At 54.0% G+C, this 23810-nt stretch carries 15 protein-coding genes; 10 read left to right on the top strand and 5 right to left on the bottom strand.

The window, feature by feature from the left end:
* Positions 1 to 229: 229 nt before the first annotated feature.
* The 3 genes from IEY39_RS07190 to IEY39_RS07180 are packed head-to-tail and all read left to right on the top strand — an operon-like array spanning position 230 to position 13389.
* Positions 230 to 3640 carry a TonB-dependent receptor gene (locus tag IEY39_RS07190; protein ID WP_188929919.1) on the top strand — a complete coding sequence of 1137 codons (3411 nt, stop codon included), beginning with the start codon at positions 230 to 232 and terminating at the stop codon, positions 3638 to 3640.
* Between the two features lie 22 nt (positions 3641 to 3662).
* Positions 3663 to 5240, top strand: a complete 1578-nt coding sequence (locus IEY39_RS07185) for a RagB/SusD family nutrient uptake outer membrane protein (RefSeq protein WP_188929917.1) — start codon at positions 3663 to 3665, stop codon at positions 5238 to 5240.
* A gap of 7 nt (positions 5241 to 5247) precedes the next feature.
* A complete protein-coding gene (locus IEY39_RS07180) occupies positions 5248 to 13389 on the top strand; it encodes a GH92 family glycosyl hydrolase (protein ID WP_188929914.1) in 8142 nt (2713 codons plus the stop codon).
* Between the two features lie 8 nt (positions 13390 to 13397).
* On the opposite strand, the gene IEY39_RS07175 is transcribed toward IEY39_RS07180, so the two are convergent.
* The gene (locus IEY39_RS07175) at positions 13398 to 14531 is read right to left on the bottom strand and encodes an NAD(P)/FAD-dependent oxidoreductase (protein ID WP_188929912.1); all 1134 of its coding nucleotides are present in this window, start codon (positions 14529 to 14531) and stop codon (positions 13398 to 13400) included.
* A 31-nt stretch (positions 14532 to 14562) separates the two neighbouring features.
* Between IEY39_RS07175 and IEY39_RS07170 the strand changes: the two genes are divergently transcribed.
* The 4 genes from IEY39_RS07170 to IEY39_RS07155 all read left to right on the top strand — a co-directional run bounded on the left by IEY39_RS07170 (position 14563) and on the right by IEY39_RS07155 (position 18011).
* On the top strand, positions 14563 to 15429 hold the full coding sequence (locus IEY39_RS07170; protein WP_188929910.1) for a helix-turn-helix domain-containing protein: 867 nt from the start codon (positions 14563 to 14565) through the stop codon (positions 15427 to 15429).
* A 63-nt stretch (positions 15430 to 15492) separates the two neighbouring features.
* Entirely contained in the window at positions 15493 to 16197 is a 705-nt protein-coding gene (locus tag IEY39_RS07165; protein ID WP_188929908.1) for a siderophore-interacting protein, read from the top strand.
* A 142-nt stretch (positions 16198 to 16339) separates the two neighbouring features.
* Complete coding sequence (locus IEY39_RS07160; protein WP_188929906.1) at positions 16340 to 17119, top strand: type IV toxin-antitoxin system AbiEi family antitoxin; 780 nt, start codon at positions 16340 to 16342, stop codon at positions 17117 to 17119.
* Positions 17103 to 18011, top strand: a complete 909-nt coding sequence (locus tag IEY39_RS07155; RefSeq protein ID WP_188929904.1) for a nucleotidyl transferase AbiEii/AbiGii toxin family protein — start codon at positions 17103 to 17105, stop codon at positions 18009 to 18011. The genes IEY39_RS07160 and IEY39_RS07155 overlap by 17 nt, the downstream gene beginning before the upstream one ends.
* Here IEY39_RS07155 and IEY39_RS07150 read toward each other — a convergent pair.
* Genes IEY39_RS07150 through modA form a run of 3 tightly spaced genes read right to left on the bottom strand, consistent with a single transcriptional unit; the run spans position 18001 to position 20398 of the window.
* On the bottom strand, positions 18001 to 18900 hold the full coding sequence (locus IEY39_RS07150) for an ATP-binding cassette domain-containing protein (RefSeq protein ID WP_188929902.1): 900 nt from the start codon (positions 18898 to 18900) through the stop codon (positions 18001 to 18003). The two genes, IEY39_RS07155 and IEY39_RS07150, sit on opposite strands and share 11 nt — an antisense overlap.
* The gene (gene modB / locus IEY39_RS07145; protein ID WP_188929900.1) at positions 18897 to 19589 is read right to left on the bottom strand and encodes a molybdate ABC transporter permease subunit; all 693 of its coding nucleotides are present in this window, start codon (positions 19587 to 19589) and stop codon (positions 18897 to 18899) included. Before modB ends, IEY39_RS07150 begins: the two co-directional genes overlap by 4 nt.
* A complete protein-coding gene (gene modA / locus IEY39_RS07140; RefSeq protein ID WP_229688805.1) occupies positions 19586 to 20398 on the bottom strand; it encodes a molybdate ABC transporter substrate-binding protein in 813 nt (270 codons plus the stop codon). Before modA ends, modB begins: the two co-directional genes overlap by 4 nt.
* Before the next feature lie 43 nt (positions 20399 to 20441).
* On the opposite strand from modA, the gene namA reads away from it, so the two are divergent.
* Positions 20442 to 21512 carry an NADPH dehydrogenase NamA gene (gene namA, locus IEY39_RS07135; protein ID WP_188929898.1) on the top strand — a complete coding sequence of 357 codons (1071 nt, stop codon included), beginning with the start codon at positions 20442 to 20444 and terminating at the stop codon, positions 21510 to 21512.
* A gap of 28 nt (positions 21513 to 21540) precedes the next feature.
* Here namA and IEY39_RS07130 read toward each other — a convergent pair whose 3' ends face one another.
* On the bottom strand, positions 21541 to 22104 hold the full coding sequence (locus IEY39_RS07130) for a DinB family protein (RefSeq protein WP_188929896.1): 564 nt from the start codon (positions 22102 to 22104) through the stop codon (positions 21541 to 21543).
* Between the two features lie 86 nt (positions 22105 to 22190).
* Here IEY39_RS07130 and IEY39_RS07125 point away from each other — a divergent pair, with 86 nt between their 5' ends.
* Positions 22191 to 22871: a metal-dependent hydrolase gene (locus IEY39_RS07125; protein ID WP_188929893.1), complete on the top strand. Its 681-nt coding sequence runs from the start codon at positions 22191 to 22193 to the stop codon at positions 22869 to 22871.
* Positions 22872 to 23015: 144 nt separating this feature from the next.
* Positions 23016 to 23798 carry an arylamine N-acetyltransferase family protein gene (locus tag IEY39_RS07120; protein ID WP_188929891.1) on the top strand — a complete coding sequence of 261 codons (783 nt, stop codon included), beginning with the start codon at positions 23016 to 23018 and terminating at the stop codon, positions 23796 to 23798.
* Positions 23799 to 23810: the final 12 nt, after the last annotated feature.

Genomic DNA, 23810 nt, shown 5'->3' with positions numbered 1-23810 from the left:
TATGGCGATAGCCGGGACGCTAATGTCTGTCCTTACGGACGAGCTGCCTCCGGCAGCTCAAAAACCAGGGGCGCTTGGACCCGCCCCCGGTGAATGATCTGGTTATCTGCTACAGGCCAATGCGAATGACACTGATTGATTAACCAAACTTCTCAAAAGTATGAATCTAACTGCAGATGGCAAAGCCCTGCGTGGAAGAGAGCTTTTGCCAGCCAAAACGCTCTTGATTATGAGATTAACTGCGATCTTTTTGCTTGCCGCCTCCCTCCAGCTAAGCGCCTCGGGGCTTTCGCAGACCGTGACGTTATCGAAAAAGAATGCCACTCTCGAGCAGGTGTTCGAAAGTCTTCAACAACAAACCGGGTACAACTTTTTGTTCAACAGCCATATGCTGGCGAAGGCGAAGAAAGTCACGATCAAGGTGCATAATGCCACGGTGGAAGAGGTGTTGACGCTTTGTTTTAAAGATCAGCCTTTTACTTATGTAGTTCAGGACAAGACCATCATTGTAAAAGAGAAGGAAGAGCCGCATGTCGTCGTTGCGGAAGCGCCGGCGCCGGCATCGGGGCCTGTCCGGGGGGTGATAAAGGATGAGACCAACGCTCCGCTGGAAGGGGCTGCCGTCACGGTAAAAGGGTTAAGCACCGGGACGGTAACCGACAAGGACGGGAAGTTCGAGCTCAATATTCCCGCCGGCACCTACCAGGTGGAGATCTCCCATGTAGGATATAAGACGGTGGTGAGAACCGTTACAGTGGGCGGAGAAGTGGTGAACCTGGCCGTCGCCCTCCAACCGGCTGCCACGGGGCTGGTCGATGCGGTGGTGGTTGGTTATGGTACGCAGCGCAAGCGTGATGTCACCGGCAGCATCAGCAGTGTGAAGGGTGAGGATATCAAAAATGTTCCGGTGAGCAATGCCGCCGACGCCATCCAGGGCCGGGCTACGGGGGTGGATATCGTCAGGGATGACGGTTCGCCCGGCAGTGTTCCCAGTATCCGGGTATTGGGAACGGGTACGGTGAATAATTCCGATCCGTTATATGTGATCGACGGGGTGCCTTCTACGGGTGGCCTGAACGACATCAATGCCAATGACATCGCCTCCATCGAGATATTGAAGGATGCGTCTGCTTCGGCCATCTATGGTAGCCGCGCGGCCAACGGGGTGGTGCTGATCACGACAAAAAAGGGAAGTTATGATCAACAGCTGAAGCCGTCGGCGAATGTATATGCAGGTACTAAGAGCCCGGTGAAATTCCTGCCGATGTTGCAGGCGCCCGATCTGGTGGCGTTGAAGACCGAGGCCTATACCAACGATGGGTTGACTGTTCCTACCATTTGGGGTAATTCTTATTATGCTAAGCAGCGAACGGACTGGCAGCGGGCTTTGATGGGGAATGGGGATGTGCAGAATGCGGACGTTGCGCTGAGGGGTGGGAATGCGAATTCCAATTATAGCATATCAGGCAACTATTACAATGAGAAAGGGATGATCATCAATTCCTATTTTAAGCGGTATAGCGGCCGGATCAATTCCGAACATAAGATCGGCAGCCGGTTCAGGGTTGGCGAAAATGTCGTTTATTCTTACACAGATGGGGCAGCGCCGAATACCAAGTCTTCACAGACCGGTCTGGTGTGGAGCGCTATCCGCTTCAACCCGGCTATCCCGGTGGTTAACTCCGATGGCAGCTGGGGAACTTCGCAGGCCGACAACCAACTGGGGGATATCAATAACCCTGTGGCGACGGCAACCGAGCAACAGAAATACAACAAGAACGATCACTTGTTAGCCAACGGGTATGCCGAGCTGGAGATCATAACGGGGCTGAAGCTGCGGGCCAACTATGGGTATGATCATACCAGCAATGAGTATTATGAGTTTGACAATGCCATGCCCAACCAGACCCGCGGGCCTTCCATCGCCTCGTTGCAGCAGTCGTTCTTTAAGAGCAATACCTTCCTCGAGGAATATTATCTAACCTATAACCACCTCTTTGGCGGGGTGCATAACGTTACGCTGACGGGTGGCTATTCTGCCCAGACCTATAGCGGTAATTCGTTCGGGGCTTCACGGTCGGGGTTCTCGGATACCAGCCAGGACCAGCGAGTGCTGAGCCTTGGGACCAGCAGTTCGGCTTCCAACTATGGTTACAATTACAATCCCTGGGGGCTGCAATCCTACTTCGTGAGAGGTAACTACTCCTTTATGAACAAGTACCTGCTGACGGCGACCTTCAGGGCTGATGGGTCGAGCAAGTTTGCGCCGGGCAAGCGCTGGGGGTATTTCCCGGCTTTCTCGGCCGGCTGGCGGTTGTCGGATGAGAAGTTCTATGGTGATGGGTTGAAGAACATCATCAATTCCGTGAAACTCACCGGCGGCTGGGGGCAATTGGGTAACCAGAATGTGGGCGATTTTCAATACCTGGGCATCATCGGTTATGGCGGCAGCGGCGGAACGGGAGGCGGCGGCTATGGCTACAGCCTGGGAACGGGGACTACCTATTTGAACGGGGCGTATGTCACCAGTCTTGCCAATCCGAACATTACCTGGGAGAAGGCGGTGACGACGACGATCGCGTTGGAACTGGCTGCGCTTAACAATCATCTGACGGGTACGATAACGTATTTCAATAAGAATACTTCGGACATGCTGATCCCTTACCAGATAGTGGAGACCTTTGGCGCCCAGAACAACCTGCCTGATGACCCGGGTAATATCACCTTACCTGATTACAACCTGGGCGAGCTGAACAACCATGGCATCGAGATCGAGGTGAACTATCAGAACAAGGCCGGCAAGGTGAGCTATTCGCTTGGCGCTAACGGGTCATTCCTCCACAACAAGATCACTCGCTTGTATGGGAACTCCACCTATCTGGCTTCTACGCCTTATGGCCGGGAGAATGTGGATATTTCGCGCACCTATGAGGGGCAGCCGATCGCTTCCTTCTATGGGTTCAAGACGGCGGGACTTTATCAGTCGCAGGCCGATATCGACAAGGACCCCAATGTCGCCAACGACCCCAACAAGGCGAATATCAAGCCGGGTGATGTGCGATTCAGGGACATCAATGGCGACGGGATCATCAACGATAAGGACCGGGTACGGCTGGGCGACCCCAACCCGCATTTTGTCTTTGGCTTTCATGGAACGGTGAACTATTCGCGATTTGACCTGGCCTTTAATTTTGTTGGCGCGACGGGCTTCCAGCTATATGATGCCGACCGGCTTTCGGGTTTGGATGCCACCCAGGTGTACAACTGGTATGCCGACGAAAAGAACAGGTGGCACGGGGCTGGCACCAGCAACAGCATTCCGCGGCTTAGCATCAACAACCTAAATAACAATTACCGGTCATCCGATCTGTGGGTCTTCAAGGGCGATTATCTTTCGCTCAAGAACCTGACCATTGGCTATACGCTGCCGAAGGTGACCATCGGCGACTGGAATCTACCTGAGATCAGGGTTTATGGCAGTATGTACAATGTGTTCATGCTGACGAAATATCCGGGGTATACGCCGGAGCTGGGGTATACCAATCCGGGCTCTTCCACACCGGGGTTGCAACGGGGAGTTGATCTTGCGCAATACCCGGCGACGCGGACCGTGATGGCCGGCGCCACTGTAAATTTTTAGTTCATTAAAACGAAGAACGAAGATGCGACGCATTAACTATAGAAACTGTTTGCTTTTGTCGATCGTTGCGACGGGCATTGTCCTGTTCAGCGCCGGTTGTACCAAGAAGCCTTTGGACCAGAACCCCAGCGGGGAATATACGACTGCCAATTACTGGCGCAACCAGAGCGATGTCATTGCCGGGGTGCTGGGGATCTATAATATCTTATATACAGAGGACTGGATCGGGCATGACCTGTATGCCTATGATGACCAGTCCGATGATATCTGTGTAGACGGCGATCACCCGGATTTCAAGTATATCCAGAATTTTCAGATAGACCCGACGCTGCAGCTGATCTATATCACGTGGCCGTTTGCGTATGAGCAGATTGGGCGGGCGAATAATGCCATACTCTATATTCCCAAGGTTCCGGTGATGGACAGTGCGATCAGGAACCGGAGTATGGGTGAGGCTTATTTCCTGCGGGGGTATGCCTATTTTGTGCTGAGCCAGATCTATGGTTCGGTGCCGCTGATAACGGAGAAGAACGTTACAGCAGCCAGTTATAATGTTCCCAAATCTTCTGTCGACAGTATCCGGGCGCAGGCGGAGTCGGACTTTTTGCAGGCTGCGAGCCTTCTGCCCGAGACCTATGATGACGCAGACAAGGGGAGGGTAAGCAAGGGTGCTGCCTGGGGGATGCTGTGTAAGTTGTATATGTTTGAGGACAAGCTGCAGCAGGCCGTCCAGTACGGGTCGAATGTGACGGGCGATGGTAATTATGCGCTTGCGACCCATTATACCGATAACTTCACCCTGGGCAACCAGGAGAGCAATACGGAGATACTGTTTGCGGTGTGGAACAAGAACCAGGAGATCTCCAATGTTCCGGCATCGGCGATCAGCACCTATTTTACTCCAAGGGCCTGGCAGGGTTGGGGCTTTCACCATCCGACGGAGAATTTTGCCGAGTCGTTCGAGCCGGGGGATTCGGTGCGGAAGAAGGCGACGCTTATCTCGGTGGGGGATTCTATTCCCAACCAGACGAATATGACGACGATCGGCGCGGGGGATGCTTACCAGATGTTTTTAGGAATGGCGGGTGCGTCCACCGGCCGGATGCTGCCGAGTATGTCCACTACCGGGTATTGTATCAAAAAGTATACGGCCTTTATGCCCAGTGGGGATGGCGGCGTCGACTATGACCTGAAGCAGCCGTTGTTGCGTTCGTCCGACGTATACCTGCTTGTTGCCGAGGCCAAGATCAGGCTCAACGGTGCGGGTAGCGGTGACGTAGAGATCAATGCCGTACGGAAGCGGGCGGGTCTGTTGCCGGTATCGGGCGCGGGGATGAACCAGCTGATCCATGAGCGCAGGGTGGAGCTGGCCGGGGAGAATATCCGTTGGCAGGACCTGCTGCGGTGGGACAAGGACAAGCTGATCAATCTGGATACGATTGTCGGTAAGCCAAAATCGGCTTCACCTTTGCCGCCATATAATGGTTCGGTCGTCATTCCTTCCCGTACCTTTGTACGGCCAAAAGATTATTATATGCCGATTCCCCAGGAGATAATCGATGAGAGCAAGGGGGTGATCGTGCAAAACCCGAATTATTAACTATTTCATGCACAAGTTGGTTTTTGCAGCGGCGCTGACATTTTGGTGTCAGGCCGCTTTTTCGCAAGTAGAGAGGCAGACGCCGCCCCCGGGTGGGTTGGGCCGGCCTGCGCTGACGGCTTTTTTACAGCGGGTGGTGAAGGATCGAGCTGGTTTGTTCGAGGTGGAGTATGTAGCGCCGGAGGGTGGGAAGGATGTTTTTGAGGTGGAGAGTCGCGGCGGCAGGGTTGTGTTGCGGGGGAGCAATGGGGTGAGTGTCGCGTCGGCGTTGAACTATTATCTGCGGCATTATTGTCATTGTCTTATTACGTGGAATGGGAGTTCGCTGCATTTGCCTGTGGTGCTGCCATTGGTGAAGGAGCGGGTTCACCGGAAGACGCCGTATGATTACCGGTATTATCTCAACTATTGTACGTTCAATTATTCCATGGCCTGGTGGGATTGGGATCGCTGGCAGCGGGAGATCGACTGGATGGCGATGAATGGGATCAATATGCCGCTGGCGTTGACGGGGGAAGAGGCGATCTGGCAGGAGGTGTACCGGGGGATGGGCTTTACGGATAAGGAGCTGGATGCTTTCTTTAGCGGTCCGGCCTATTTCTCCTGGCTTTGGATGGGCAACATCGATGCCTGGGGCGGGCCGTTGCCTGCGCATTGGAAGGAGAGCCATAAGGAGTTGCAGAAGAAGATACTTGTTGCGGAGCGGGCTTTTGGGATGAAGCCGGTGTTGCCTGCTTTTACGGGACATGTACCGCCGTCCTTCCAGGCGCGTTTTCCGGCGGCGAAGGTGAAGCGGACCAATTGGGGGGCGGGATTCCCGGATGTATATATTCTTGATCCGGGGGATCCCATGTTCGAGGCGATCGGGCGTCGGTTTATTGAAGTACAGAAGGGGGAGTATGGTTCGGATCATTTGTATTCTGCTGATACGTTTAATGAGAATGTACCGCCTACTACGGATTCGACCTATCTCGATGCGATGAGCAAGAAAGTGTATGCTTCCATGGCGGCGGCAGACCCGGCGGCGGTGTGGGTGATGCAGGGGTGGATGTTCCATTATAATGCGTCGTACTGGCAGCCGGTGCAGATACAGGCCTTGTTGAAGGCGGTGCCGGACGATCATATGATATTGCTCGATCTGTACAGTGAGAGTCATCCTGTCTGGAACAGGACTAATGCTTATTATGGTAAGCCGTGGATATGGAATATACTGCACAATTTTGGCGGGAATATTAGTTTGTGGGGCCGGATGAGTAATGCGGCGGCTGACCCTTCTGCGGCGCTGCATGATCCGGCATCGGGAAAGATGGTGGGTATTGGGCTGACGCCGGAGGGTATCGAGCAGAATCCTGCGCTTTATCAGCTGATGTTGGAAAATGTGTGGCAGGATGGGGCGGTGGATGTAGGGGCATGGTTGAAGGAGTATGCGAGGGAGCGATATAGTGATGCGGCGGTTTGGGCTTCGGCTTCGGCTGCGGTTCGCGGCGGGGCGAGTGAGGATCATGGTGAGGATTGGAGTGCGGCGGCCTGGGCTTCGGTGGATGAGGCTTGGAAGTTGTTGGAGGGGAGTGTGTATCATGGCGGGCTGGGGGAAGGCGGGCCGGAGTCGATCATCCAGGCGAGGCCTACGTTCGATGTGAAGATCGACCGGGTGTTGACACATCTTGATTATGATCCGGCTGTGTTGGCTCGCGCCCTGGGGCTGTTTGTTAAGGCGGCGCCTATTTTGGGGAAAAGCGATGGATTCCGGTATGACCTGGTGGATATGACGCGGCAGGTACTCGCCAACTATGCCAGTCCGTTGCAGCAGCAGTGGGTTGCGGCCTGGAAGCAGCGGGATACGGTGGTTTATCGCCGGTGTAGCCGGGAATTCCTGGCGTTGATGGATGATATGGACCGGCTGCTGGCTACCCGTACCGATTTCCTGTTGGGCAAGTGGATACATGATGCCCGGGCCTGTGGGGTCAGTTCGGCGGAGAAGGACCTGTATGAGAAGAATGCGCGTGATCTGATCACGTTGTGGGGGGATAAGGAGAGTGAACTGAGGGAATATTCGAACCGGCAGTGGTCGGGATTGATCAAGGGTTTTTATAAACGGCGATGGGAGTTGTTGTTTGCGCGGCTTGACCGGGGGATACTGAGCGGGGAGATGGACTGGGCGGCTTTTGACAAGGAGGTGAAGGATTGGGAGTGGCACTGGGTGAATGGGCATGAGGCCTATGCTTCGCGGCCCGAGGGCGATGCAGTGGAAGTGGCGACGGAGCTTTTCCGGAAGTATGCGCCGATGGTGGAAGGGTCGAATGATCATATTTTCCCGGCTGCGGCGGTGGCGAAGCCGTATATCGATTTTGATGAGAAAGGATTTTTGGTGAAGGGTAAGCGATGCTTCCTGGTGTCGGCGGGGATGGAATATGCGCGGGTGCCGCATCAGCTTTGGCGGGACCGGTTGCAGCGGCTTCAGCGGGCGGGTTTTAATTGTGTCGAGGTATATACTTTTTGGAATTTTCACGAGCCACAGGAAGGGAAATTCGATTTCAGCGGAGATCATGACCTGGAGGCCTTTTTGCGGCTGGTGGGGGAGATGGGCATGTATGCTATTGTCAGGGTGGGGCCCTATTATTGCGCGGAATGGGACAATGGCGGTTATCCGTTGTGGTTACGGTTCAAGCCGGGGGTTCGGGTGAGAGAGGATAATACGGCGTTTCTCCGGTATGTAGATCGGTATTTTGACCGGTTGCTGCCTATTGTTTGCCGGCAGCAGATACAGCATGGGGGACCGGTGATCCTGGTGCAGCTGGAGAATGAGCATCAGCGGGGTTGGGGTACGGCGATGCCGGATGGCTATTTCCGGCATTTGCAGTCTACCGCGTTGGAGAAGGGACTCGAGGTCCCTTATTTTTTTAGTGGGTTGCATCATGCGAGTGATCCGGCGGGTGATGGGGTTTCTTCGCCGGGTGTAGCTGGTGGGGATGTGGCGCGATTGGATGACCCGTCGCGGCCGAACCCGTGGTTTTCGACGGAGTTTTGGAGTGTGTGGTACAATGGTTATGGCGCGGGGGTGAGTGATTCGGCGGTATATGCGCGTAGAACCTGGAAGATCATTGTGCATGGGGGTGGCGGATACAACTATTACATGGCGCATGGGGGAAGCAATTTTGGGTATACGAATAATGATGAGGATGCGGCTTCTTACGATTATAGTGCGGCGGTGGGGCAGGCGGGGGATCTGCGGCCGATGTATTATGCATTTAAGCGGGCTGCGTTGTTTGCACGGAGTTTTCAGGGGGTGCTGGCGGATGGGGTGGATGCGACGGCGCAGTGGAAGGGATTGGTGAAAGATACGGGTGTACGGGTGACGGCCCGGCATAGTGTGATGGGGGATGTGGTGTTTTTGGATAACCCGGGAGTGACGCCGGTGCGGGCCGTGGTACGGGGTGTTGCCGTTGTGTTGGCGCCGGGAGAGATACTGCCGGTGGTGCATCATTTTGCGGTGAGTTCGCATATTACGCTGGAATGGGCGCCGGTTAGGGTGATGGGGATAGTATCCGATGGGGCATCACACACGATGGTTGTCGAGGGTGAGGAAGGTCGCCCGGTAAGGTTGGAATTTATTGCCGGCGGGAGGTCGAAGAAATTGGATACGGTAGTGTCGGCGGCGCCGGTGGAGGTGGTGATCCGGGCGGGTGATGAGACGCTGCGGGTGTTGGTGGTGAGCAGGCGGATGGCGGATCAGACCTGGTTTGTCGAATCGGGTGGCAAGCATTATGTTGTTTGTGGGGCTGATTATGTCGGGGATGTGCGAATGCGAGGGAAGATGTTTTCCGTTGGGACGGAGACGTTTGGCGGCGAGGAGCCCGGGGGGCTGTTGAGGTGCTATGGGGCGGCAGGTGAAGAATGGGTGTTGCGGTCGGAGACGAGGGCTTCCGCGGTTTCGGCGGCTCGAGGTGATATGGCGGCGGTTGCCCGCGTGGATTCGGTGGTGCTATTATCGCCGTGGCGGCAGAAGGTGGCAGGTGAGCCGGCGGCTGTGGGTTTTGACGATCGGGATTGGCTGCATAGTGAGCGGCCTTTGCAAATGGGTGCTGATGGTAATGTTACGCCGGATGCCTGGTATCGTGCTATTGTGCGGATCGATGTCAATGGAGACTATACGTTACGGATGCAGGGGGGCGATCGGGCGACTGTGTTTGTGGATGGAGCGGTTGCGGGGGTAGTGAATTTGCATGAAGGGGAGGCACCGCTGCGGTTGACGAAGGGCGAGCATACGATTGCGGTCTTTACGGCGCATGACGGGCGGGATAAGCTTGCCGGTTTTTTGGGGTCGATGGAGGATGCGGACCCCAAGGGGCTTGGTGGTGAGGTGCGGTTGGAGCGGGGAGCGCCGTCGGGTGGAATGCTGGCGGGCTGGAGATTCTTACGGGCGGCGGGGCCGGGTGATGTGCGGGTGCCGTTGGAGGATGCAACTGGTTGGAGCGATTATAAAATAGGGGATGATGCTTTTGACAGGAAGGAGGGTTTTGGGTGGTTTGGGGTGGTATTGCCCGAGCCGCCGGCGGGGGCTAACAGTGGGGTGTTGGATTTCAGGAGTACGGATGAGAATGCGACTATATTTCTCAATGGGCATATGCTGTTGCGGCACGAAGGGTGGAATATTCCTTTTCGGGTGAACCTCGATCGATTGGATACTCTGCAGCGGCCGTTGGTGCTGACGGTATTTATCGAAAATTATTCGAATGAAGGGGGGATCGACCGGCCGGTGCGGGTGCATTACTTTTCCGGTTCGCAGGAGATAACGGGGTGGCGGATGCGTGGAGGAATTGCAGAGCCAGGGGAGATCGTTGATTGGTTACCGCTAGATAGTGGACAGCCGGGGGTACCATGTTATTATCGATCGGAGTTTCGGGTGCCCCGTTATGGGGAGCGTGGTGAGCATCCCATCTTCCGGGTGCATGTCGATGGACTGGGGCATGGGTCGGTGTGGGTGAATGGGCATAACCTTGGACGGTATCCGGAGAAGACGCCGGCTCCCGGGCTTTATATTCCTGAATGCTGGTTGAAGGCGGGAGCGAATGAATTGGTGATCTATGATGAAGATGGCCGCAGGCCCGACAGTGTGACCGTACGGAAGGAGACGGTTGCGGGGAGGCGGCTGGCGGTTTATTCGACAGGCAAAGGTGTAATGGATTATGTGGACCCGATGATCGGGACTGCCAAGAGCGATGTGGTTACCAAATGGGGGAATGAGGGTGGCACTTATCCCGGTGCGGTAGCCCCCTGGGGGTTTGTGCAGATGACGCCTGAGACGCGGGCAGAAGGTGGTTATGATCATGCTGATGATTCGATAGCCTGGTTTAGTTGTATCGGGCATATGAGCGGCTGGCCGGGTGGTTCGGCGGGAAGGGGGAGGATGATGCCGGTAGTTAATGGACTTATGCCGAGGGCTTTTCTGCATGAAGATGAGGTGGCACGGCCGGGATACTATCGGGTCTTGTTCAGGGACAATAATACTACGGTGGAGACGACGGCGTCTGAGCGGGTGGGCTGGATGCGCTGCACCTTCCCGGAGGGTGTGGCGCCAAGGTTGTTTGTCGGGGGATTGGATGGGGTGGCCGTATTGCATTTTAGCCGGGCGATTGTCAGGGAAGAGAAGATGGGTGAGGGTAAGGTGTTGACGTTTGTGTCGGATACCGGCCGGGCTACGGTTGTCGAGATTGCGATTGCCGTCAGTACGTTGGGTGCTGTGGGAGCAGAAGCAAATTTTCGGGCCGCGGGTGAGCGGCATAGGTTCGACGAGGTGGAGCAGCAGACGTGGGACAAATGGCGAAAGGCCTTGTCGATAGTGGAAGTGGAGGATGAGCATGCGGTGGACAAAACGATATTCTATACCGCGCTGTATCATTCCTTGCTGCTGCCGTGGATCATTTCCGATGCGGATGGGAAATACCGGGGGAGAGACGGGCTTGTCCACCAGGCAACGGGGGCGTCCGAATATGGCGGGTTTTCGCCCTGGGACAGCTTCCGGAGCCAGCAGCCTTTGCTGACCTTGTTGTTTCCCGGGGTAGAGCGTGATATTATCCTGTCGATGTTGGATGTTTACCGGCAGACGGGTTATCTTCCTGCCGAGGCGATGACGGGAAATCACAGCATCCCGATCATTGCAGACGCTTATCTTAAAGGAATAAGAGGTTTTGATCCGGCGGAGGCTTACAAAGCCATGCGTAAAGGCACTATAGATGCACCTTATCGGCCGGTTGATAGGGAGGTGTATGGCCGGTTGGGGTATGTGCCGCGTACCTACCCGGAGTCGGTAACCAGGACGGTAGAATATGCTTATGATGATTGGGCGATAAGCGCCTTTGCGGCGGATGTAGCGCGTCATGATCATTCTGCGTTGCGACAGGCGGGTTATAACTATCGCAACCTGTTTGATGCGTCTGAGCTGTTCTTTTTGCCCCGTGAGGGTGACCGGTTTTTTCGGCAGCCGGGGACGAGCGGTTATAAGGAGGGGGACCAGTGGGCGTATACCTATTTCGTTCCACAGCATCCGGAAGACCTCATCAACCTGCTGGGTGGAAGGCAGGAGTTTGTCAGGCGGCTGGACTCCGCCTTGGCGAGTGGAGCGATTGTCTTTGACAATGAGACGGTGTTTCATGTGCCGTACCTCTTCAACTATGCGGGGGCACCGGGAAAGACCCTGGAATGGGTAGCTGCGTTTAGGGATGGGCGTTTTTCTGCTTCGCCCGGTGGCTTGCCCGGCAATGACGACCTGGGGGCTTTTTCGAGCTGGTATGTTTTTAGTGCGATGGGGTTCTTTCCCTTTTGTCCGGGCCGACCGGAATATACTATCGGGGCGCCATTGTTTCATAAGGTGAGCCTGCATTTGGCTGATGGACGGATGTTTGTGATCAATGCGACGAATGGAAGGGGCTATGATCGATTGGTTTTGGCAGATTCGGTTATTCGAAAGGGAGGGGAAATGATGTTTGGTGTGGGCGACAGCTCGGTAGAGGGTCCGGCGGAAGAAGGGAAGCCGGCGTTTGTTTTTTCCGGGATGAAGGTGTCGAAAGAGAAGGTGGCGCCTGATGAATTATTCAAGGTGAGATTTACTATCCGGAATATGGGCAGCCTTGGGACAGCGATCGTCGTGTTGAAGGTGAATGGCCGGGAGTACGAGCGAAAGAACTGTCTGGTGGCGGCGGGTGATATGGTGGAGGATTCGATGGATTGCCGGCTTTACGCGGAAGGAAAGAATGTTTTGGAGATAGAGGGGATGGAACGGCATGTGGAAGTAGTGGGCAGGGGTTCGGCGGAGCCGGTGATCAAGGAGCTAGCTGTGCGGCCGCTGGTTCGCGTGGGTGAACGGCAGTCGGGGAGTTATTGTGTGCAGAATATCGACGGGGTGGCGCATGTATATCGTATTGCGGTGGATACAGGCGAAGGACGACCGGTGAGGACCGACACATTGACGTTGCAGCCGGGAGAGAAGCGGCGGGTTGCTGTGGATTGGGTCGTATCGAGTCCGGGTTTACGAGAGGTGAGGGTGGGTTCGCAAAGGGTGGTATTTAAGGTGTTCCGAGATGCGATGGGATCGTTGTTGTTGTCCTTGTCGTTGCAAGATAGTTTGATGGTCGATCGATCGGGTTATGACAATGTGGCGAGGATGGTGGGTTCGGGTGGAGATCGGTATGTGGAGGTTGCGCCTGCGCCTTCGCTGGACACCATGGGTGAGACCATTACGATGGCGGCCTGGGTTTATCCGGTGTCGCCAGGGGAGGGGTTGGTTGATATCTTAACAAAGGGGGACCATCATGTACTGCAGGTGCAGGATAACCGCCGGCTTAGTTTTTTTGCGGGTGGTTGGGGCCGGGGGGATTGTACGGTCGATCTGCCGGCGGACTGGTTTGGGCATTGGCATCATATTGCCGGAGTTTGTACGGGGGATGGGTTGAAGGTTTATATCGATGGGGAATTGAAGGGAAGGACACGTGTAGCCGAGCGGGTGAATTTGTCGGTGGCGAATAGATGGGTGTTGGGACGGAATGAGGAGTTTCCGGGGGAGCGGGTATTCAAAGGTTTGCTCGATAAGGTGCAGGTGTGGGCGGAGGCGTTGAATGATGGTGCGATTCGCGCGTTGGCGGCGGGGCGGTAGGGCAATCATTAGCCGGTGGAGGTCATCATTTCGGCTACTTTTTCGCCGATGACGGGGGCGAGGGCGACACCCATGCCGCTCATGCGGACGGCGCAGAACACATGGTCGTTGACGGCGCGGAGGATGGGCATCTTTTCGCTACCCATGCCCATGATGCCGCTCCACCGGTGTTCTATTGAATAATGCCGGCCAGGCAGGACTACTTCGTTGAGAAAGCGTTCGAGCTCATGCTGGATCTTGCCGGTGATGGTCATTTCGTCGGTATTCTCTTCTTCCAATGCTTTATTGCGCGCGCCACCCAGCAGGACCCGGTCGCCCAGGTTGCGGAAATAATAAAAGCCTTCTTCGAAATGGAAAGTTCCTTTGAAAGGCAGGCCCTCGATAGGGGAGGTGACGAGTACCTGGCCTCTTGCAGGGGTTACATCGAGTTGTGGGAGCAGCTGCCGGGCGAAGGCATTTGTTGCGATGAGCAATTGGGAGGAAAGCAATGGGAAGTCATGCTGGGTATGGAGCAACAGGTGGCCACCCACTTTCTCATAGGAGGTGACCTCTATGTTATTGAGGATGGTGACACCCATGGACTGAACGAGGCGCATCAGGGCCTGGCACAATTTGCCGGAATGCAGCTGGCCTTCGGCCTTGTTTTCGACCAGGTGTTGGACTCCGGCGAAGCCAAAGCGGGCGATCTGCTCATTTTGCAGCCGGAAGGTTTTTTGTTCACCCGTCACTTTTTTCAGCAGCCGGTTGATGACATCGATGGTCGACCGGAGTTCGTTGTCATCGGCTTTTGCCAGGAGTTCGTAACCGCCATTGGTTTCGTAGTCGATGTCGCGGGCGTCGAAGATCTTTTTGATCTTTTTTATTCCTTTGTACCGCCATTCGACGAGTTGCAATAGTTGGTCGTCGCCCAGTTGCTGCCGGTTGGCAATGAGTTCGGTGAGGCTGCCGAAGCAAGCGAAGCCCGCGTTGCGGGTACTGGCGCCGGTGGGGATGATGCCCCGATCGACAATGGTGATGTTAAGGGAGGGAGCGTGCTTTTTGAGATAGTAAGCGCTCCATAGACCTACAAGACCGCTGCCGGCGATGATGATATCGGCAGGCGCAAAAAAACTTTCTTTTTCCCAGACGGATAATACAGCCATGAGGTAAATTTACGGCGATTTATTGACGACTATGGCGGATAAACGAAATGACATACCGATGCACCGGCTGGAGGAGATGACGGATCAGGGGTTTCACCTGAAGAAGGTGGACGTGCAGAGCGAGACGGTGAAGCAGGGGGTGCTGTTGGGTTCGCACCGGGACGACCATTACCTTTTCTTTTTGGGGCTGACGGGGATGGGCAGCGTCATGGTAGACTTCGAGGAGTTTACGCTGGAAGCGAACACCCTCTTTTATATCCTGCCGGGACAGATGCATAGTTATCGGGGCTCCGATGCCGCTGCGACGGGTTGGTTCATGGCGCTGGATCCCGGGTTGGTACCGGATTCTTTTCGCGCCGTACTGGAGAACCCACTGTTATCGATAAAGCCCGTGGCTGTGATGCCCGCCGAGCTGGAACCGATGCTGCAATGCCTCGAATTGATGGACACGCTGCAACGACGGCTGGATCCCTGCTATTCACGACAGGCCGTATACCACATGTTGTCGGCTTTTACGGCGATGTTCACCGATGTGTATGCCAGGCAGCAGTGTATCCCGGCGGATAAGGTTTCCCGTTCGCAGACGATCATGCTGGAATTTCGGAAGCTGCTGTCTGTGGAATATAAACAATTGAAGAGCGCCGGGGAGTATGCCGCCGCCCTCCACCTTTCCCTTTCCTATCTCAACGAGGCAGTGAAGGACACAACAGGTTTCACCGTCAGCTATTGGATACAACAGCAGATAGTGCTGGAAGCGAAGCGGTTGTTGTATTACAGCCAGTACAGCGTCAAGGAGATCGCGCATAGGCTGGGGTATGAGGACCACACCTATTTTTCACGGCTTTTTAAGAAGACGGTGGGCCGGACGCCACTAGAGTTTCGGGGGCTTTACCGCTGATAGTCCAATCTTTCCCGGCCTTTTGCCATTGTCCTCCCGGGGTGATTGCCGTTGTTTTGTAGTATGAATGCCTTATCACAAAGAGTTATCGCCCTGGCAGAGGCGCCATTCCTCCGGACTGCCACGGTGTTGGCCATCAGAACCTGGGAGCCGGACTCGATGCGCGAGATAGACCTGCATCTGCCGGATTGCGATATGAGCAGATGGACGAGCGCGCAACATCTCAAATGCAAAGTGGGCGCCCTTTCCTACCGCGATTATACCCCGCTCGGCTGGGACGCAGAAACATCGACCTGTACGCTGCTTATTCATACGGGGCATGAAGGTACCGGCAGTCGCAGGGCCCAGCAGCTGCAGCCGGGAGATACGGTCTCCTATCGCGGAGTGGGGTCTTCGCATCATCAGCCTTCGGCTGGTCACGAAATGGTCTTCCTCGGTGACGAGTCGAGCATCGGTCATTTCCTTGCCCTGCAACAGCTGGCGAGCCCGGGGAGCAGCATCGCGGGCGCCATCGTGCTCTCGGAGCCGCATCACGAGCAGGAGTTTCATGATTATTATCGGGGGTGGGCATTGGAGCCGTTGCATAAGGGAGGCGCAAGGGATTGCCAGGAGCTGGATCATTGGGTCGAATATTGGGAACCGCAGGAGCATCCCGATGCGGTGTTTTATCTGGCGGGGTATATTCCTTCCGTTGTTCGGTTGCGAAAATTGTTGCGGCGGAAAGGGGTGGCGGGGCGCCAGGTGCGGACGCAGGGGTTTTGGGATTGATGGGGAGAAGCAGTAAGCGATTGGGAGAACCCCCTATATTTATAGTTTAAATTATTTCTAATTAGGGTATTTTTACTACCTTTATAGGGTGCAATATAAACTAAGTGTGCTCTTAGTTTAAAGGATATACCCTAAATTTAGTATGAATACCGAAAAAGGAACTAAAATAAATAACCTCCTCCAAGAGCAGCCACCGGGCGTGGTACTGCAATCATTCTGGCTTGTGCAACAAGGTTATAGTATTGAATTACAAAAACATTACAGGAAAAGTAATTGGCTAGAGTCCATCGGTACTGGCGCCATGATTCGTGCGGGTGAAAAAGTTGGTTATGAAGGAGCGATCTATGCGTTGCAAAAACAAAGTAAGTATAGTGTACACCCAGGTGGGCGGACGGCCTTATCCCTTTTAGGCAAAGCTCAATATTTGGAATTCGCAGTAAAACGGATCAGTATTTTTGGTGCCAAAGGAGAGAAACTTCCCACATGGTTCAAAAAATATGATTGGGGGGTGACTTTGGATCATTATCAAACTTCTTTTCTTCCTCCCGATATAGGACTGACTGAATTTGAGTTAAAAAACTTTTCGATAAGGGTGTCCGGCGCGATCCGTGCCCTCATGGAATGTCTGTATCTGTCCCCGGAAAAACAAGAACTCGTAGAATGCTTTGAACTCATGGAGGGGCTGAACAATTTGCAGCCTGTACAAGTTCAGACAATGCTTGAGAGATGCCAGTCTGTGAAAGTCAATCGATTGTTCCTATATATGGCTGAGAAGGCGGGACACAGCTGGTTCCATTATCTGGATGTGAAAAAAGTAGATTTAGGGCGAGGTAAACGCAGTATCGTCAAAAATGGAGTCTACGTAAATAAGTACCAGATTACTGTCCCACGCGAACTGGAACAACATGGAAGCAATATATAAGAAGCAAGTTGGAGTTTTGTTAAATGTGCTGCCAGAAGTAGCAAAGGAAAAATATTTTGCACTCCATGGCGGTACCGCAATCAATCTTTTCATACGCGATATGCCAAGATTGTCGGTTGATATCGATCTTACCTTCCTGCCGATCGAGGACAGGATTACGTCAATCAATCATGTTGGACAAGCATTGGAACGAATCAAGGGTAGTATTGAAAAGGTCATTCCGAAAGTTCGGGTGGTGCACCGGGAGACCATGGGGAAGCTACAAATTTCCGCACATGGCGTTGAGGTGAAAGTGGAAGTGAATATGGTCAATCGCGGTACAGTAGGTGAACCAATGGATATGGCATTATGCCAAAAGGCCCAATATGAATTTGACGCTTTCTGCACTATGCCCATTGTGCCAATCGGCCAGCTTTTTGGTGGAAAGATATGTGCGGCACTCGACCGACAGCATCCCAGGGATATTTTCGATATAAAATACCTGCTCCAAAATGAAGGGTTTTCAGAGCAAGTAAAAGAAGGGTTCCTGCTTTGTTTGCTATGTAGCGACCGACCGATCAATGAAATCATCGACCCCAATTTTCAGGATCAACGTTCAGCCCTTGAGAATCAGTTTTCCGGTATGACTGATGAAACCTTCGGCTATGAAGAATATGAAAGTATCAGGGAAAGATTGGTAAAAACCATTCATGAGAACCTGAATGAGAGAGACAGAAGGTTTCTTTTGAGTGTAAAGAATTTGACGCCGGATTGGACCCTATATGATTTTGCGCGCTTTCCAGCGATTGGCTGGAAATTGCACAATTTGCAAAAGCTCAAAGATAAAAACCCTGTCAAACACCTCGAGCAATACGAAACGCTTGAAAGGAAGCTGGGTGTTCTCAGGGGATGATCTTAGGATTAATGGCGTTGAAGATGACGGATACTGTTTGATTGAGGTTCAGCGCGGTGGCTTCGGCGGCGGAGAGGGTGAGATCGATGATGGTGTCGGCGCAGCGGACGCTTACAATAAAGGCGTTGGCGGAAGGCTCGATGCGGAGGATAGTGCCGGTGGTTTTGAAAGAGGAGTTATTTTTTTGCGGAGGAGTTTGCCCCGCGAAGAGGCTGGCGGGTGTGCCTTCGCTGACGATGCGGCCTTTTTTCAGAATGATGGCGGTGTCGGCGAGGCGCAGGATCTCGGGGAGATAGTGGCTGACGAGGATGGTCGTCAGATGAAAGCGCTGCTGGATCTTAAGAATATATTCCTGTAATTTATTGCGCATTTCTTCGTCGAGCGCCGAGAGGGGTTCGTCGAGCAACAACAGGCTGGGCCGTCTTGCGATGGCGCGGGCAAGGGCTACCCGCTGTTGCTGACCGCCGGAGAGAAGGGCGGGGCGGTGGTGTTGGAGGGCTTCGAGCTCCATGAGCGCCAGCAATTCGGCGATGATGGAGCTGTCGTGTTTTTCCGGTGAGGCATATTCGAGCTGTTGCCGGACAGTGAGGTTGGGAAAGAGGGCGAAGTCCTGGAATACGAACCCGATGGCGCGTCGACGGGTCGGCAGATGGATGTGCCGGGTTGTGTCGAGCCAGGTGTCGTCGCCCACGCGGATATGGCCGGAGCCTGCTTCGGTGAGTCCGGCGAGGATGCGCAGCAGTGTTGTCTTGCCGGCGCCGGATGGTCCATAGATGGCGAGGATGCGTCCCTGGTCGAGCCGGAAGCTGATGTCGAGCAATTCCCTTCCCTGTGCGGTGTGGAGCATTTTTGTTGCCTGAAAATCGAGGAAGGCCGTGGACTGCGTCATGGCAGGGCTTTATGCTTGTTGTAGTAGTGATTGATAATATTCACGAGCAGCAGGATACAGAAAGAGAAGCCCAGTAGGATGATGGCATAGCGATTAGCGAGGGGGTAATTCGTAGAGAGTACTTCGTCGTAAATAGCGACGGAGGCCACTTTTGTCTGACCCGGGATGCTTCCACCGATCATCATGACGACGCCGAATTCGCCGATAGTGTGTGCGAAGCTCAGCACCGATCCAGTGATAAGGGAGGCTCGGATATTGGGCAGCAGGATACTGAACAGGGTGGTGATATCGGATTTGCCGAGGGTGCGGGAGGCTTCTTTCAGATCGGCGGGGAGTTCTCTGAAACCTGCCAGCAACGGGTTGACCATAAAGGGCAGACTATAGATGAGTGAGGCGGCGACCAGACCGGGGAAGGTGAAGACGAGGCGGACATCGAGATAGCGGGAAAGGAAAGCGCCAAAGGCACCCGCCGGGCTAAAGGCCAGCAGCAGGTAGAATCCCAGGACGGAAGGGGGCAGCACCATGGGCAGCCCGATGACGGCTTCTATCGCCACCTTCCAACGCCGGCGGCTATACGCCAGCCAATACGCCAGCGGGATACCCACGAGCAGCAGGATGAGCATGGTAACCGAAGCGAGCTTCAAGCTTAACCATAACGGTTGCCAGTCGATGGTAGAGTGCTCGTTCATGGTTGACCGAATCCGAAGCTTTTCAGGATACTGGTGACGGTGGGTGTGCCGATGAAGGCGGCAAATTGTTCTGCCCCGGTGTTACCTTTGGCATGCGGCAGCAAAACGTAGCCTTGTTCGAGCGGCTTGTGGGATGCGGGGGGGATGAGCCAGTATTTGCCACCGGCTTGCTTCATGGTGGGCGAGAGGGCGAGGGAAAGGGCGATGATGCCTACATCGGCTGCGCCGCTCTGCGCGTACTGCGCCGTCTGGGCGATGTTCTCGCCAATGACCAGCTTATCCTTGATCTTGTCGTAGAGATTGTAGTACCGCAGGCTTTCTTCGGCATGCCGGCCATAGGGGGCATGGGCGGGGTTGGCGATGGCGATCTTTTTGACGGCGTTGTCGAGTAAGGTATTCATTTGTTCGCGTGCCGGATCGAGGGTCTTGCTCCACAGAACGAGATGTCCCGTTGCATATAATTTCACATCCGAAAGGGTCTTTCCTGCTTCCTTTAATTTTTTGGGGTAGTCGGCGTCGGCCGAGAAGAAGAGGTCGAAGGGGGCGCCGTTGTTGATCTGTTCGAAGAAGCTGCCGGAGGATCCATAGACGGGCTTGATGGTGATGGATGGGTTTTGGGTGGAGAAGACGGCGACGATGGAGTCCATGGCGAATTTCAGATCGGCGGCAGCGGCCACGATCACTTCTGAGGCGCGTGGCGCGGGAACGGCTGCTGTTGTGTGAGGCGCGGGCGTTGTTTTCTTTGGTGTGAAAGCCGGCATCGCCAGGGCGATGGAAAACAGGGAAAGACACCAACGGACAATATTCATGGATGGTTGAAATTAGACCTAAATTTAGGACCTTCGCCGGAATATGAGCCAACTTTTCACTCCCCTACAGCTGAGAGATATTATACTGGGTAATCGCATTGTTGTGTCACCCATGTGCCAGTATTCCGCGAACGATGGCATGTCCAATGACTGGCATCTTGTGCATCTTGGCAGCCGGGCCGTTGGCGGTGCGGGTCTTGTGTTTACCGAGGCTACGGCCGTTTCACCGGCGGGCCGGATATCGCCGCATGACCTGGGCATCTGGAAGGACGAACACATCGAGGGGCTGCGGCGGATAGTGAAATTCGTGAGGGCGCAAGGTAGTGAGATCGGTATCCAATTGGCGCATGCGGGGCGTAAGGCCAGTGTGCGGGAGCCCTGGAATGGCGGTGGTGTGGTTAACGAAGATGAAGGTGGCTGGCCTGTGCTGGCGCCGAGTCCTGTTGCCTATGACGGGCACTACGGGCAACCCGTTGAATTGACGACGACGGGTATCCGCGAGGTGGTTTCGCAATTTAAAGCTGCTGCGCGGCGGGCGATGCTGGCGGGCTTTAAGGTGGTGGAGATCCACGCCGCGCATGGTTACCTGATACATCAATTTCTTTCACCGCTGAGCAACCGGCGGCATGATGAATATGGCGGCAGCTTTGAGAACCGGACGCGGTTGTTGATGGAGATCGTCGATGCGGTGCGATCGGGCTGGCCTCCGGGTTATCCTTTATTCGTGCGGATATCTGCAACGGACTGGGCCGCAGGCGGCTGGTCGGTTGAGGATGCGGTGCGGCTGGCAGGGATGTTGAAAGAGAGAGGGGTGGATGTGATCGATTGTTCTTCGGGCGGGTTGGTGCCTTATCAAAAAATACCGGCGGGACCGGGATACCAGGTGGAGTTTTCGCAGAAGATCCGTATGGCTACAGGTATCCTTACGGGTGCGGTAGGTATTATCACTGATGCAGTTCAGGCAGAGACGTTAATAGTAACGGGCCAGGCCGATCTCGTCTTCCTGGCCCGTCAGTTGTTGCGGGACCCTTATTTTCCGTTGCATGCGGCTGCCGAGTTGCGACACGCAGCTATTCACTGGCCGTTGCAATATGAGCGGGCGAAGCCGCTGTGAGAGGCGGGGCCTTTGTGGGTGGCGGGGTTTAGAACAACCGCTCGTTGGGGGGCCGGATGCCTAACAACCGGATATAGATGGTCGTTTGTCCGCGATGATGGGTCTGATGTTCGAATGCTTTTAGCAGCCAGGCGAAGCGGGTGGTCTTTCTCTCACCCTGGCCGGTGAGCTCCCCTAATTTTCCCGGATCTAATTTTTGAATGCTTTCGAGGGCGAAATCGTAGCTGCGCGTGACGTAGTAAACGACGGAATCCTTTGTCTGTGCGGTGGGGCTGGTCTCGAGCCCTCTGCCCGGAAAGTTGGTGATCTTCTCGCCTGTGGCGGCGGAGATGAGGAACATGTTGCCGCTGGCAAGGTGTAACATTTGCTGGGCAAAGCTACGGATGCTGTCGACTGCCTTGAAGGAATACTTATCGGCAGGCATAGTGTTGAGATAGTCCAGGGTATAGGATTTTGCTCTTTCCCAGTCTTTGACGAATTGCGCCTTGATCTCCTCGCCGGTGATGGATTGTGCGGAGAGTTTGGTGAAAAGGCCGGTGGAAAAGATAGAAAGAAGGATAAGACAGGCAGGTCTAACTAGAAAATGGTGCATGGTGATTGGTTTAATTTTTGATAAAAATAGAACGCTGTGAACTTTTGTTCAGGTTGCTTGTTTTAACAGAACTTTAATAAACTGCTATGAAATTAACCTTTTACGGGCATGCGACATTTTCCATTGAAATAAATGGCAAGAATTTGCTATTCGATCCTTTTTTTACGGGTAATCCGATGGTTAAAAATGTTGATCTTGATAAGATTAAGGCGGATTTCCTGATTATCACGCACGGGCATGGCGACCATACCGGCGACCTGGTGGATGTTGCGAACAAGACCGGGGCGCAATGTGTGGCCTCGGCAGAGATCGTCAATTGGCTTGGGAAAAAAGGGGTGAAAAAGGCGCACCCGGTGAACCATGGCGGGCCTGTAGCGTTTGATTTTGGAAAGGTGCGCGCGGTGAATGCGATTCATTCTTCTTCCTTTAGCGATGGCACCTATGCCGGCAATCCCCTGGGTTTTGTCTTTACGACACCGGCGGGTAATTTCTATGCGGCTGGTGATACGGCGCTGACCATGGATATGCAGCTGATCCCTTTGTGGGCGAAGCTGGATTTTGCTATTCTGCCGATCGGTGGTAATTATACCATGGATCCGGCGGATGCTATTCATGCGTCCGATTTCATAAAGTGTAATAAGATAGTTGGCGTGCATTATAATACCTGGCCGATCATTGCGATCGATGCGGACAGGGCAAAGGCGGATTTTGCGGCGGCCGGGAAGGAATTGCTCCTGCCCAAGCCTGGTGAAACCATCGAGCTTTGAGTGGATTAAACCATTTGGTGTTGAGATAATCTTATGATTTTGCAGCGCTGGAAGCCCGACAATTGTCAATTAATTTGGCAGGAGAATTGAGTAATAGTGACTGACCGATAGGCAAAGGATTTGATAAAAATATATAATATAAGCATGGACATTAGAGGCTATTTAAGAAGGATCAATTACAATGGAGTGGTCTACCGCGATCTGGCTACTTTGAAGGAATTACAGTACAATCATGTTCTCGCGATCCCGTTCGAGACCCTGGACATCCACAACGGAGTTCCCATTTTATTGCAAATCAATTTTTTGTATCAAAAGGTTATCCATGACCACCGTGGCGGATACTGCTACGAGCTGAATATTCTGTTTCATAATTTATTGACTTTGTGTGGTTTTAATGTCACGTTGGTCGCCGGCCGGCTGCATCATGGCAATGGGAAGTTTGGCCGGGAATTCGAGCATATGGCATTGATCGTGGAGTTGCATGGCCGTAAATGGCTTGTCGATGTAGGGTATGGAGATTTTTCTTTGACACCTCTGGCGGTCACGCCGGGCGAGATACAGAGCGATGGCCGCAACTTCTACCAGATAATCGATCCCGTGATGTTAGATGGTCATCCCTATCTTGGTGTCGCAAAGTGGAATGCCTCTAAGCAAGACTTTAAAATAGACTACGTTTTTACTCTTACTCCGCGGGTGCGCGAAGATTTTTATGCGATGAACGAGTATCACCAGACCTCGCCCGAATCACATTTCCGGCGTAGCCTTATCTGTACGCTGCCTCTGAAGGAAGGCCGGATCAGCATGATCAACAATAAGCTGATTCGTACCGAGAATGGGAAGCGGCAGATAAGGATCATCCAGGGAGATGATCATCGGGACGAGATACTGGAGAAATATTTCCACATGGACATGGTGTATCTGCTCTAGCTGGCGAGCGGC

Origin of the sequence: Puia dinghuensis, from assembly GCF_014642875.1 — a bacterium.
GTDB lineage: Bacteria > Bacteroidota > Bacteroidia > Chitinophagales > Chitinophagaceae > Puia > Puia dinghuensis.
This window is presented reverse-complemented; position numbering and strand designations above follow the sequence as displayed.